This window comes from Mesorhizobium sp. M0140 (assembly GCF_040322475.1).
In the GTDB taxonomy this organism is placed as follows: domain Bacteria; phylum Pseudomonadota; class Alphaproteobacteria; order Rhizobiales; family Rhizobiaceae; genus Mesorhizobium.
The window spans coordinates 62,829-75,841 of sequence record NZ_JAMYTM010000017.1 but is presented as its reverse complement, the minus strand read 5'-3'; the positions used below and the strand labels follow the sequence as shown (position 1 = coordinate 75,841).

The window sequence follows — 13,013 nt, the reverse complement described above, 5'->3', positions numbered from 1 at the left end:
CAGTTTGCCCCAGGGTTGACGGGTGGCCAAGCAAATTAAATCCGCATGCAGGCAGAAGAGCGCAAACTTGTTTCGGCCAATGATGCTTGCGGTGACCGGTTGGCCAGCTTTTATGGCCACCCTGCTGGCCGTCACCAAGCGGCAGATATTTTGGCTGCGACTCCCGGTGAGCCGACGCCTTGCACACAGCGCCCACGCGGCCAGATTAGCGGCCGGCCGGGGGATGCAGCCTTGTGTCGAGAGCAAAAGTTTCCTGGAGCTTCAGCGCATAGGTATCTGTCGCTACGCTTGCCACGAAGATCAAGTTCCAGCTATGTGAAGAGACCGCACTCGGTATCGCCACCACGCGATGGCCCATCAGAAGGTCATCCCCGAATGCCTGCTGACCCGCGCTTGGTATGCCGGGGCGCAGCCAGTTCGGATTGGGCACGCTTGCAGGATCGACGACATGTATAGCCGATGCATCGCTGATGACAGCGGCTGTTAACGTGTGAGGAACTGTGTCGAGGGCGCGAAAACCCTTATGTACGGCGACTTCGAGGATAGCCGTGGCGGGATCGATCGAGCAGTACACAGCTCTTACGCCCTTGCTGTTCCAGCGGCCGCCCACCCGATAGGCACCTTCGCCACTATTCCATGTCGCGGCATGGACGGCCTGGTCAAGCCGCCACGCGATGAGTTCCGTTCCTCCGAGCGCTATTGGCAGAGGCGTCATGCATAGACGCCGTATTCAAGCCGTTCGAGATAGTCTTCGACCAGTTCCACGCCGGCGGGAGTGCCCAGAAGATCGATCGGACGGCGCTGGTCGAGACCGATCGCCGGGCGCTCCAACCATTGCTCAGCTTCCGCCTGCGTACCGAGGACATCCGTCGCCTTCGCCAGGATCTCTGCGAATTTCCAAGTCCGTCCGCTTTGCTCTTGGCTAAGAGGCTTGGATGGAGCGTCTTTGCGGCGCTGCCAGGTTCGCAGGCTCATACCAACCGCCTTTTCGAGGGACGCCGTCTTGTCAATGAAGACCAGTTGTCCGACGAGATGGTTTAGCGCCGAGGCAGGCAGGCCACTTAGAAGCAATTCATGCGCATCAAGTGCGCTGGTCAATCGACGCGACAATATACGAGACCCGCCGAGCAGTGCCTCCACTCGTTGGAGACCGCCGTCTCTCGCTTCCGTAACGACCTTATCCGCCGTAGCCGTCATGTGCGCCTCCTGCGTCAACTGTCGCGTAAAATATGACAGTTGACGGTGGCGATTTCAAGTGGGCAGCGGGCGCTACTTGAACCCAGTCCGGAAGATATGACCGAGTGCGCGGCGTCGGTAGCCAGATGATTAGAATTAAGGCCGGAAAGGCGGTCGTATCTGACGTAGTGGGCAGGGTCTTGACGGCGCGCAAGACGGCTAAGCGTCCAACGATTAAGTCATTGATATTGTCTGGAAAATGGTGCCCAGAGGCGGAATCCAAGTGAGGAAAGTATGCCAGTACTTTCAGGATGTTACTACCCACGTAGCCTGCGAACAACCAACATAAATACCAACAATATATTTCTGTGGATTACTTTCATTCCTCGTGGAATGCCCGACTGATTTGGTCCGACAGCGGCTTCACAAAATAGGAAAGCGCCGTACGCTCGCCCGTCTGGACCATCGCTTCGGCCGGCATGCCGGGCACGAGCGTCAGGTCCTTGAGCTTCGTCAGTTCCGCATGCGGAACCGATAGACGCACCAGGTAATACGAAATGCCGTTTTTTTCGTCCGTCGCCAGATCGGCTGCGATCCGGCTGACATATCCGTTCAATTCCGGCGTGGTTCTCAGATTGAAGGCTGACATCCGCAGCACGGCCTTGTGACCAAGCTGGATTTGGTCGATGTCCTTCGGGGTGATCCGTACTTCCAGCGCAAGATCGTCGCCTTCCGGCACGATTAGCATGATCGGATCGGCGGGCGTAATCACTCCGCCGACCGTATGAACTGCGAGTTGTTGAATGGTGCCTGACTGCGGCGCGACGATATCGATCCGTCGCAGTTCCTGTTCAGCCGCCACCTTGCGCTCACCATACTCCCCGATCTGCGCCTGAACCTCTCTGAGCTCCTGGCCGACTTCGGTCTTGAAATCCTGATCGATCTGCGGGATCTGCAGGCGCGTTTCGGCTATGCGGGCTGCTGTCTGTGCCTGATGTGCGATCTTCTCACCGCGTTCGCCACCGAAAGTGGCAACCTGGATCTTCAGGCTGTTCAACCGTTGGTCCGAGACAATGCCTTGGTCGCGCAGCCCACTCAGAACAGCAATTTCCTTAAGGAGAACCTCGATCCTTTTTTCACAGGCAATTTCCTGCGCCTCGAATCCTTCGATCTCGTGGTGATATTGAGTAATGTGTTCCGCCAGTTGCGCCTGCTTTCCGTCGCGGGATTGTCTGCGGAATTCGAACAGCAGCGTCTCGCTATGTATTGCCGAAGCTACGTCCGGAACATCTCTTCGGACGAGCAGCCAGTCCGGGAAGGCGATCTCCGCGAGATCGTCACGTTCAGCATCGAGTCTTGCCTGGTAGGCGGCGAGCTCATCGAGCCGCTTGGTGACTATGGCGAGATTGGCGCGCGTCTGGGTGGCATCGAGCCGCATGAGGATGTCGCCGGCTTTCACTTTATCGCCTTCGCGCACCAGGATTTCTCCCACCACCCCGCCGGTCGGGTGCTGCACCTTCTTGACATAGGAATCGACGACAAAGTGTCCGGACGCGACAACCGCACCGGAGAGATTCGTGAAGGCCGCCCAGGCTCCGGCTCCTCCCACAAAGATTACGCTCGCCAGAAGGCCCGCCACCAGGTGGCGGCGAATGGAGCTGGAAACGTCATTGTTCTGATGAATGCCGGACACCGGGATCCTCCATGTCAGCGCGCTCTCCCACATGATCCTGTGTAGATTCGATGGCCTTGACGCCAGCGCCTCGTGCCATCGCTGTCCCCTTCAGGACTTTGGAAAGTGCTTCATCACGCGCACCGAATGCTCGCTGCCGTCCACCTTCCATCACCAACACCAAATCCACGGCGCGGATGGCGCTCGGCCGATGGGCGACGACAACCGCAATGCCCTTGCGCTCGCGCACGGAGGCGATCGCCTTAACGACCGCAGCCTCGCCTTCCGCATCGAGATTGGCATTGGGTTCATCCAGCACAACAAGGAAAGGGTCTCGATAAAGAGCACGGGCAAGACCGATACGCTGGCGCTGCCCGGCGGAAAGTGCCGATCCGGCCTCACCGATCGGAGTTTCGTAGCCGTGCTCAAATCGGAGGATCAGTTCGTGCGTGCCCGCTGCTTTCGCCGCGGCGACAATAGCCTCAGGGTCAGGATTATCTTCAAAACGAGCAATGTTTTCGGCAATGGTGCCGTCGAACAGTTCAACACCTTGCGGCAGATAGCCGATATGACGGCCTAGTGCTTCCCGGTCCCATTGATCGAGGCTTGCGCTGTCGATGCGAACCTTTCCGGCGACCGGCGCCCATGCGCCGACGATGGCGCGCGAGAGTGTCGACTTGCCCGAGCCCGATGCACCGATGATCCCGAGTGCGCTTCCCGCCTGAATGGCAAACGCAAGGCCGGTCACGGTCGGCTTCCTTTCGCCGGGCGGAACGATTGTCACGCTTTCGAGGCGCAGTTCGCGTTCAGGTGCAGGCATTGGCATAACAGGAGCGGATTCAGGAACCTTTTCCAAGAGGTCCTCCAGCCGCGCCCAACCCTGGCGCGCCATGAGGAAAGGTTTCCAGCTTGAAATGGCCAGATCGACCGGAGCCAGCGCACGCCCCATCATGATCGAACTGGCAATCATAACCCCGGCCGTAGCCTCCTGTCTGATGACAAGGTACGCGCCGACGGCAAGAATGGCCGATTGCAGCAGCACGCGCAGCGATTTTGAAATGGCACCCAGCCCACCTGCCACGTCCCCAGCTTTCCGGTTGGCGGCCAGACACTTGGCATTGGCCTTTTGCCATCGGGCAGCGATCCGCTTTCCAAGGCCGAGAGCTTGCACGACCTCGGCATTGCAACGCGCTGCTTGCAGCAGACCATTGCGTGCCATGTTGTGGGCAACGGTATCGCTTATCGGCCGTTGCGAGAGAGTGTTGGCAAGGAGTGTCAGAGATGTGAGGCCGACCGCCCCGATAAGTGCCGTCATGCCGATCCAGAAATGAAGGAGGAAGCAAATGCCAAGATAAAACAGCATCCATGGCAGATCGAAGAACGCTGTCGGACCGTTTCCACCCAAGAAGCCGCGAACATTGTCGAGATCGCGAAGCGGCTGCAAGCCGTCGCCCGGCATGCGCGTTGAAAGCGGAAGGCGAACGATCGCATCGTGAACGCGTCCGGAAAACTCTCCATCGAAACGCTCGCCAATCCGCAGCAGCACGCGGGCGCGCAAAATGTCGAGCAGGCATTGGAACGCATAAAGCCCCGCAGCAAGCACGACGAGCCCCACCAGCGTCGATACGCTGCCACTTGCCAGAACGCGGTCATAGACCTGAAGCATGAACAGCGGCGAGATCAGCGCAAGCACGTTGACCGCGCCGCTGATCAACACAACGCCCCAAATAGCGGAACTCAGAGGGAAAGGTCTCAAAGCTGAATCCTTCAAGGAATGGCTTCTCACGTAAGTTCCGGAGGCTGGCGACTCAGCCCCATATTGCTCCCCGACCGGCGACCGACTGCATCCGCTCGCTGGTTCAGGATCAATGCTCCCGCCGAATATGTTTGGTCCCGGCATTTAATGGAGCGGGTCAACAAACCGTCCGGCTGAAGGTTTGGAAGGGCAACGTCATCGTGGCCGGCCGCAAGGGCCCGGACAGGCTTCCGCCTCCACACTTTCAGGAGATTTCGGTGCACGACCAGCGCGACGCGCAGGGCTTCGTCAAGCTATCCACGCTGCAACTGCTCCAGGGCGCCCCTCGGCCGCCCCGGCCCATGGCAAGTAGCGGAAACGGGAAAGCGCCCGCCCAGGGGGGCGGGGCGCGGTTCCGTATCGGTTTTCTGGATCAAACGAAGGTGAAGTCCGACGCGGTCAGGCCTAGGTCGGCCACGGTGACCACACCGCCCAGGTGGGCGAACTCGTGCGCGCTGCCGTCGGCGGTGACATAGGCCAGAGTTGCGACTCTGTCGGTGTAGCTGCTTTGGTAGACAATGATGTCGCCGGCGTGCTCGCCGGAGATCGCACGCGCTGCCTCATTAGCAGAGTTGAAAGATTCGCCAGTGATTACCACGACATGTTCGCCGTTCGCACCCGAGGCCGCGCCACTGTAGAAGCTGCTCACCGGGTAGCCGGACTGTATACTGGCGTTGTTGACGAAGTTCGCGCCAAAACCGTCGTTGTAGAGGCCCACCGCATCGAAGGCGAACTTGTCCTCCGCCGGGTTGAAATCGGTGATAGTGGTAATGTCCGGCTTCGACCCGACACTCGGATCGACCCCAGGCACCGGATTGTGGAACTGGAACACGAACGTGTCATTGTCGGTGCCCCCGGTCAACGTATCCTGGCCGTCACCCACGTAGAGGACATCCTGGCCGGGACCGCCGCTGAGCCTGTCATTGTCCTCACCGGAGATGCGCGCGTTGAAGCGGCCGTTGTCGCCGGAGAGATCGTCCCAGCCATCTCCGCCGAAGATGCGGTCGTTACCCTCGCCGCCAAGGGCTCGGTCACTGCCCGGGCCAGCCGAGATCTCGTCGTTGCCGCCACGACCGTCAATCCAGTCACCGCCCTGGAAACCCTCCATCCAATCTTCACCCTTGGTGCCGAGGAGTGTTTCGGCATCCGGGCTACCCTTGATAATGTTTGCCATCGAAAAATACTCCTGATGATGCACCCTGCCTGACGCGTTCATATTGCTCATCGGGTAATTAGAGAAATCGATTGCTTGGATAGACACACATTTACGAAATGGATGCATTCACGTTCACTTCGCCCTTCCGCTGAGCAGTAGCGGGCTCGCAGGCGGCGGGGACGCGCCCAGACGATCGACCCGAACATTCACACTCAAGCGGACGAGGAAAACTTGGTAACCGGCCGCCCTGGTTGGGCCCAAATCTCTCTCTGTTTGCTCGACGCCGGCATACCCGCACCGTAAGCGCTGGACGTGGACAAGTTCCGGTGGCGGCGGGTACGGCGCGGCCTCAGCGATGAATGGGGGCCGGAGACGGTTCCTTCCCCGACACGCATGCTGCTACCGCGCAACAAGGGGAGGGCAATTTGCCGCCAATGGCCTCGTGATAGCGCCTTTCGCCGACAGGCTGTCGAAGTTGACGAAGCCGAGCTGAAACGACAACTGACGGGTCCTCACAGCTGCGTTACGCATTCGCTCACCGTCAAGCCGGCCTCGGAAGAACAGGCATAGGGCTGTGTTGCCGAGTATCTCGCCAGCACTGCCCATTGCGAGCAATGGAACAAGGGAGCGCGTTCGCGCGAGCCGCGAGTTCAAGGATCTCGGAACGACAGCTTCCGCACGTCGGCCGCACGGGCTCTACGCGACGCGGCCTACGCCAAGCTAATAGAATTACTTTCATTACTCGTGGAATGCCCGACTGATTTGGTCCGACAGCGGCTTCACAAAATAGGAAAGCGCCGTACGCTCGCCCGTCTGGACCATCGCTTCGGCCGGCATGCCGGGCACGAGCGTCAGGTCCTTGAGCTTCGTCAGTTCCGCATGCGGAACCGATAGACGCACCAGGTAATACGAAATGCCGTTTTTTTCGTCCGTCGCCAGATCGGCTGCGATCCGGCTGACATATCCGTTCAATTCCGGCGTGGTTCTCAGATTGAAGGCTGACATCCGCAGCACGGCCTTGTGACCAAGCTGGATTTGGTCGATGTCCTTCGGGGTGATCCGTACTTCCAGCGCAAGATCGTCGCCTTCCGGCACGATTAGCATGATCGGATCGGCGGGCGTAATCACTCCGCCGACCGTATGAACTGCGAGTTGTTGAATGGTGCCTGACTGCGGCGCGACGATATCGATCCGTCGCAGTTCCTGTTCAGCCGCCACCTTGCGCTCACCATACTCCCCGACCTGCGCCTCGCTGGACGAGGACAAGTTCCGCTGGCCGCGGGTGGAGAACGGCGTGATCCGGCTTGCCGCGCCCAACTGATGGCGCTCGTCGAAGGCATGGACTGGCGCGCTTAAGCCGAACGGAGACGGCGTCCGACGTTGGCCGGATAGGCCGTGGCGAAGTGACTCAGGCGCAAAAGGCGGGCCTCTGGCCGTGCAAAATAAGCTTTTGTCGGCGTCATGAAGAGAAGCGCTTTGGCCCGTCTCCACGAAATCGTTCCGCTCAAGGCGATATTCGTCCCCATGGCGGCGGAGAAGGCCGAACTGCAACAACTCCGGAGCGAACACTCAAGGCCGAGATCGTCCGGATGGCGACACTCAACGAGCGTGCCCAGGAGAGGCTCGCCGACCTTCAGGGATCGTCAAGCAGCTGGAGCGCGCCGCTTCGGTCGCAGCTCCGAGAAGCTCGAACGTGCCCAGCAGGCCTTCGCCTTCGAATCCAGACCGGGCTCGGCGCGATTGAGTCCGAACTCGAGGCCGCAAGACCGCAAGACCGACAGGCGAGCCGCGACGTGCTGCGCGACCGCGCAAGGCGTTCGCGGTGCATCTGGAGCGGGTCGAGATCGTCATCCGGCTCGACCCATGGGGGAAGAAGCGCTCCCGCAGCCAATCGTCCAGTCCGTCAAACGCCGTCGGCCGCACGGGCTTGCGAAACGGAACAGTCCAGCCCTCGCTTAGATGCCGAGGCACGGTGTTGCGCGCGCACCCGAATTCCTTCGCCCGTCGGTTCCCCGCCAACCTCATGCCGCCGCAGCATCGCTGCCACCTCTTCAGGCTGAAGGATCTGCTCTCCCTGCATCGTTCTCGACAATGCAGGAATCGCCCAATCCCAATCGCCATCCATGCCTCCTCTCATAACCGAGGGGTCAGTTTCTCAATTCGGCCGACAACTGAGACGTCCGGTGCTCTTAGGCAGGGCAATCATACGAGATGCCTCCTGCAACATCATTTCCCGCATCCATAGGCTTGCCGGATCATTATTGTGAAGCGCAGGCCATTGGACGGCCTCCGTGAATGCGGCAGGAAGTGGCGGCGGAAGTTCGACAATCCGCAAGGGTGTTGATTTCGCGAAATGCTGCGCCAGCCGCAACGGCATGGTCCCGATGCGGCTGGTGCCTGATAGAAGGGGCGGGATCATGCTAAAGCCGTGTACGACGACCTCGATACGTCTCTCGAAACCGTTCTCGAGCAAATACCATTCCTCGATGGAGGGCTGCCGGGTGTCCCCGAATTTAAGCACAACCTGCCCCATCGACAAGTATCGGTCGAATGTAAGTGGCTCTGACAGCTGCTTGTTCGTGCCGCAGCCTACGCATACGAGCATATCTTCGAACAGGGCTGCGCGAGGATGTTTGGACATGAACACTTCCGGCATAATCAGAAAATCAACGTCGCCGCGCCGGAGAAGCTCCTCGGGGTCGTCGGAAATAGGCAGACATTCGAAGCGGACGGCGGGAGCTTCCCGCGCAGCACGCTTTACGATTTTCTTAAAAAATACGAGTGTGAGGTAATCGGAAAGGATGATGCGGAAGCGACGATCCGATCCGACCGGGTTAAAGGGGTCCCAGGAAATAATCGACAGCTGGATGTGCAGCAATGCCTCCCGGACTGCTGTGGCGAGCCCCTCCGCGCGCGGTGTCAAAATGAGTTCGCGGCCGTTCATCGTAAATAGCTCATCGCTGAAATAGGCGCGTAACCGACCGACGGCGGCGCTCATGGCCGGCTGGCTCAGGTTAATACTGCGGGCTGCGGCGGTGACTTTACGCTCCCTGATCAAAGCGTCCAGCACAACGAGGAGATTTAGATCGAGTCCCTTAAAACGCATGCATTGACCTATCCGATGCGTGGATGGGTATCGCCCAAACAATCAATTTCACGAATGGTGAGAGCGTCAACGCATCAGCCGACGACGAAACAGAGCAACCGATAGGAAGAACGGCAAAACCGTGTATATGCCAAGCGCGCCGATATGCAGGCCCATGCTGCCGGCGGGACGGCCAAGCATCGCCGGACGAATGAGGTCAATTGCATGTGCGAGCGGCAACAAGGAGGCGACGTCCTGAAAAGCGCCGGGCAATTGGTTGACCGGAAACATCGCGCCGCAAAGGAACAGCATGGGTGTTATAACAAGCGTATTATAAAATATGAAATATTCATAACTGGGCGCAAGCGCCGTGACGACCATCGCTAGACTCGCGAAGGCGAGGCCACTGAGAGCGATGACTGGCAGCAAGCAGAGGATGGATGGCCACGATGCGTAGCCTAGCGTGGTCGCAACAATAGTGATTGCTGTGCCCGCCATCAGGGCCTTGGTGGCTGCCCACGCCAATTCGCCGAGTAAGATATCGCCGAGCGTCAGCTGAGTGCATAGCATTCCTTCCCAGGTGCGCTGGTCGCCCATGCGGCCGAAACTCCCGTAAACCGTTTCAGCGGTCGCCGATGCCATCGCGCTTGTGGCAACCATGCCAGCCGCGAGAAACGCAATGTACGAAGTGCCCTCAACAGGACCTATCATTGTTCCGATTCCAAAGCCGAGACCGAACAGATAGATCATCGGATCGGCGAGGTTGCCGAGCACCGATGCAAGCCCGATTTTCTTCCATCCAAGATAGTTGCGGCGCCAAACCGCGACCCAATTCCACGCATTGGCGGGCATGCCCGCCGCATAACGTTCGCCCATTGTTCAGTCCTCCATCTCGCGCCCGGTTAGGCGCAAAAACACATCCTCGAGATTGGGGGGACGCTGCAGAAGGCGTAGACCCGCGCGCCCGCGTAGCTGCGCCAGCACCTGCTCCGGATCGGGTGCATAGCAAAAAAGCGTCTCACCGCTCACCTCGATGCGCTGTGCGTACGGCCGGATCAGCGCACCCAGTTCATGCGGATTGCCGCCGTAGACCTCGACCACGTCACAGCCGATCTGCTCGTCAATGAGTGCGGACGGGCGGCCTTCGGCGATCTTGCGCCCCTCCTCCATAACGCACAGCCGATCGCACAGCCGCTCGGCCTCTTCCATGAAATGGGTAGTCAAAAGAATAGTCTTGCCCCGCGCCAGCAGCGATCGCAGCCGTTCCCAGATCAGGTGGCGGGCCTGCGGATCGAGGCCGGTGGTCGGCTCGTCCATCACCAGCAAGTGTGGGTCATTGATCAGCGCACGCGCGAGCGTCAGGCGCCGCTTCATGCCGCCCGACAGTTCGGCGACGCGCGCATCCGCTTTGTTCTCGAGGCGGGCGAACTCAAGCAGCGATGGTATGACCGCATCGATCTGGCGTCTGCTCATCCGGAAGTAGCGCCCGAACACCAACAGGTTCTCGCGTACAGTGAACGCGGTATCAAGATTGTCGAACTGCGGGACCACGCCGATGCGCATACGTGCCAAACGCGCGCGCGCCGGCACTGGAACGCCGAGCACAGTAATCTTCCCCGCATCGGGCGATGTCATGCCGAGGACCATACGCGCAATCGTGCTTTTGCCCGCGCCGTTCGGTCCCAAGAGCCCGAAGCATTCCCCCGCCGCAACGCGGAACGACAGTCTGTCGACAACGAGCTTGTCATAAGTTTTGCTTACGTCAGTAAGATCGATCGCTACCATGGACATGGGTTCATTTTACCGAGAGGGACGCCAAGACTGGCGGTTGCTTGGTTGCCTGCCGGACCTGAAACTGTGACTCATCTTCGCCATCCCAGCCGTCGATAACCAACTGATCGACATCACAAGGATTTAGCCCCTGTTCCGGTAAAGCGGCGACAATTGCGTAGAGATTATCGATGGCTTGGTAACGCGGATCGTTGTGCCGCTTTTCCTGGTCAACGCAGAAGACGAGCCGTCCATCCTCGACCAGGGCGATCGCCCCATCATGGGTCAGCTTGATACCAAAGATGCGCATAGTGTCTCCAGGTTAACGGCGATAGATTCGATTCATCAGGAAGCGGAAAGCGGGTTTCGGAAACGGACGAGCAAGCAGTCTTCGTTGACCGACTCGCCCCGACACTCAAGACGCTCTACCTCGATCAACGTTTCGTTCAGCATGGCGATGACCGGCTCAGCACCAGCGGCGTGGCCCCAGCGACGGCAATTAGCATCCCTTGCCGATCCGAAGATCAGATGCCCGCCAGGCGCAAGCACCCGCACCAGGTTTTTGACGGCCGCGCGCATCTCGGCTATGTCTTCGAGATAGTAGAGGACCTCCGCCACAACGATCAGGTCAAACAACTCGTCGGTCGAAAACTGTTGAACATCGGAGACTATCCAGTTGATGCGCGACGGCTCGTTTATCCGTTGACGTGCTCGAGCAATCGCTTGCGCCACGACATCGATGACGGTGAGCCCTTGGCAGTAGGGGGCTAGTTTTTCCGTGAATGCGCCGGCAGCGCACCCGACTTCGAGGGCATTTGAAATGGAGCCTTGGGCAAGCGCCAGCTGGAGCATTTGCGTGTGGCGCTTCCGCTCGAACGGATTGCCGTCGAGAAGCCACGGATCGTCTGCGGCCAATTCCCGATCAAGCAACTGATGATTCACGTTCTGGGTCAAACTCGTGCACCTCTCGTCCACTAGGTAATTAGCGATCACTCGTCGCCGCAAATGTTGCCCGACAGCACTAATTCCGAAGAATCCCGCGCAAGATTGAGCCTGCGAAGCGGAGCCGCATGCGGCGAGAATTCTGCCCTGCTGGAACCAGTGATCGGAGTTTGGGTGGGGGCCTGTTTTCCCCCAGTGTTCGATGTAGCGACAGCAGAGCCTCGCGACAGCCAATCGCTATTGCTCAATGTACACAGCGCGTAGGCTTTCAACGGAAGCAAGAGAAAGATGTTGATGAACGTGTGCAGCGAAAAGCCCAGAAATCGAAACTGTCGGGCACGAAATGCTACCACGCTGCATCGGAGCATGGTCATGGACACAATCATCAGTCCTGTCCACCAAGGCACAGAGCCTGTCAGTGCGAAATGTGCGAGGCCCGTTAATACCGATACGGCGAGGAGTAGCGCGCCGAGATTCTGTCCGACCACGTCCAACGTGAGATAGCTATTCAGGCTGGGCAGCAAGCGCAGCCCAAGCAGCGTGTCCCGGAATGTGCTTCGTGCCCAACGGAGTTGTTGGCGCAGATACGGTCCTAGTCTGTTCGGGACGACTGTGGCCGCGATGGCGCTCGGAACGTACTCGGTTCGAAAGCCTGCTTTCAGCATCAGGATAGTAAGATGGCGATCCTCACCGAAGTCGCTTGGCTTGCCCCGAAAAAACTGCGACTCATACTGGTCCAGTAACAAAAGGAGCGCAGACCGGCGGTACATGGCACATGGGCCGCAACAGCACATAACGGCACCGAAGCGAGCCTGCGCCGCGCGCTCCTCGTTGCAAGCCAGCCAGTACTCCATGTCTATCAGCCTGGTCAGCCAGCTCTCGGTCCGGTTACTGGCCGTCAACTGACCCATGACTGCGCCGACCGCTGAATCTCGCATCTTCGGTACAAGCTTGGCAATGACGTCGGACGCGAGTAACGTGTCTGAATCAACGTTAAGCACCAGATCCCCTGATGAGCGGCGTATCGCGGCGATCTGCGCCTTGCGCTTTCCAACATTCTCGGGAAGCAAAATGATGTCGAACCTAGGGTCGCGCGCGTAGGCTTCGTGGACAGTTCCTAAGGCTTCGCGATTTCCAGAACCGTCATCAACCACATAGACCCGAAGTCTTCCGGCGTATTCTTGGTCGGCAATGGAAGCCAGGCACTCTGAAAGCGTGCGCGGATCCTCGTTGAAGCAGGGGACGATGACATCCACGCTGGGCAGTTGATCGGAGCCGACGAGAACCTCCAACGCCGATGAGTCGTTTGTCGGCAGAGCATAAAGCCCCTGCATGCTCTTATAAGCAGTCGAGAGCAGCGCATAAAGCGATATGGCCACAGTGCTGGTTGTACCAAGAAGAGTCATGGGATCTCGTT

10 protein-coding genes and 2 pseudogenes are annotated in these 13,013 nt (G+C 59.1%); all 12 read right to left on the bottom strand.

Annotated elements, in window-relative coordinates:
• Positions 1-205: 205 nt before the first annotated feature.
• The 12 genes and pseudogenes from NKJ37_RS18330 to nodC all read right to left on the bottom strand — a co-directional run bounded on the left by NKJ37_RS18330 (position 206) and on the right by nodC (position 13,002).
• Positions 206-715 carry an RES family NAD+ phosphorylase gene (locus NKJ37_RS18330; protein WP_352441449.1) on the bottom strand — a complete coding sequence of 170 codons (510 nt, stop codon included), beginning with the start codon at positions 713-715 and terminating at the stop codon, positions 206-208.
• On the bottom strand, positions 712-1,197 hold the full coding sequence (parS, locus tag NKJ37_RS18325; protein WP_352554104.1) for a type II RES/Xre toxin-antitoxin system antitoxin: 486 nt from the start codon (positions 1,195-1,197) through the stop codon (positions 712-714). The genes NKJ37_RS18330 and parS overlap by 4 nt, the downstream gene beginning before the upstream one ends.
• Before the next feature lie 358 nt (positions 1,198-1,555).
• Entirely contained in the window at positions 1,556-2,869 is a 1,314-nt protein-coding gene (locus NKJ37_RS18320) for an HlyD family type I secretion periplasmic adaptor subunit (protein WP_352720444.1), read from the bottom strand.
• Positions 2,844-4,619 (bottom strand): type I secretion system permease/ATPase, encoded by a 1,776-nt coding sequence (locus tag NKJ37_RS18315; protein WP_352774569.1) that lies wholly within the window; start codon positions 4,617-4,619, stop codon positions 2,844-2,846. Before NKJ37_RS18315 ends, NKJ37_RS18320 begins: the two co-directional genes overlap by 26 nt.
• 397 nt (positions 4,620-5,016) lie before the next feature.
• The gene (locus NKJ37_RS18310; RefSeq protein WP_352632591.1) at positions 5,017-5,817 is read right to left on the bottom strand and encodes a calcium-binding protein; all 801 of its coding nucleotides are present in this window, start codon (positions 5,815-5,817) and stop codon (positions 5,017-5,019) included.
• Positions 5,818-6,537: 720 nt separating this feature from the next.
• Positions 6,538-7,050: pseudogene (locus NKJ37_RS18305) on the bottom strand (beta-barrel domain-containing protein); the annotation flags it as partial.
• Positions 7,051-7,954: 904 nt separating this feature from the next.
• Positions 7,955-8,905, bottom strand: coding sequence for a LysR family transcriptional regulator (locus tag NKJ37_RS18295; protein ID WP_352632218.1), 951 nt, complete (start codon positions 8,903-8,905; stop codon positions 7,955-7,957).
• Between the two features lie 66 nt (positions 8,906-8,971).
• Positions 8,972-9,760, bottom strand: coding sequence for an ABC transporter permease (locus tag NKJ37_RS18290; RefSeq protein ID WP_352632220.1), 789 nt, complete (start codon positions 9,758-9,760; stop codon positions 8,972-8,974).
• Between the two features lie 3 nt (positions 9,761-9,763).
• Positions 9,764-10,675 (bottom strand): nodulation factor ABC transporter ATP-binding protein NodI, encoded by a 912-nt coding sequence (gene nodI, locus NKJ37_RS18285; protein WP_023736276.1) that lies wholly within the window; start codon positions 10,673-10,675, stop codon positions 9,764-9,766.
• 43 nt (positions 10,676-10,718) lie between these two features.
• Positions 10,719-10,964, bottom strand: a pseudogene (locus NKJ37_RS18280) (carbamoyltransferase N-terminal domain-containing protein); the annotation flags it as partial.
• A 35-nt stretch (positions 10,965-10,999) separates the two neighbouring features.
• Positions 11,000-11,608, bottom strand: coding sequence for a nodulation methyltransferase NodS (gene nodS / locus NKJ37_RS18275; RefSeq protein WP_023770905.1), 609 nt, complete (start codon positions 11,606-11,608; stop codon positions 11,000-11,002).
• A 35-nt stretch (positions 11,609-11,643) separates the two neighbouring features.
• Positions 11,644-13,002: a chitooligosaccharide synthase NodC gene (nodC, locus tag NKJ37_RS18270; RefSeq protein WP_023784692.1), complete on the bottom strand. Its 1,359-nt coding sequence runs from the start codon at positions 13,000-13,002 to the stop codon at positions 11,644-11,646.
• Positions 13,003-13,013: the final 11 nt, after the last annotated feature.

What these genes read in the sequence shown, in the direction of transcription:
- nodI (WP_023736276.1), bottom strand. Translation starts at nt 10,675, where the DNA reads ATGTCCATGGTAGCGATCGATCTTACTGACGTAAGCAAAACTTATGAC.
- NKJ37_RS18310 (WP_352632591.1), bottom strand. Translation starts at nt 5,817, where the DNA reads ATGGCAAACATTATCAAGGGTAGCCCGGATGCCGAAACACTCCTCGGC.
- NKJ37_RS18295 (WP_352632218.1), bottom strand. Translation starts at nt 8,905, where the DNA reads ATGCGTTTTAAGGGACTCGATCTAAATCTCCTCGTTGTGCTGGACGCT.
- NKJ37_RS18330 (WP_352441449.1), bottom strand. Translation starts at nt 715, where the DNA reads ATGACGCCTCTGCCAATAGCGCTCGGAGGAACGGAACTCATCGCGTGG.
- nodC (WP_023784692.1), bottom strand. Translation starts at nt 13,002, where the DNA reads ATGACTCTTCTTGGTACAACCAGCACTGTGGCCATATCGCTTTATGCG.
- parS (WP_352554104.1), bottom strand. Translation starts at nt 1,197, where the DNA reads ATGACGGCTACGGCGGATAAGGTCGTTACGGAAGCGAGAGACGGCGGT.
- NKJ37_RS18290 (WP_352632220.1), bottom strand. Translation starts at nt 9,760, where the DNA reads ATGGGCGAACGTTATGCGGCGGGCATGCCCGCCAATGCGTGGAATTGG.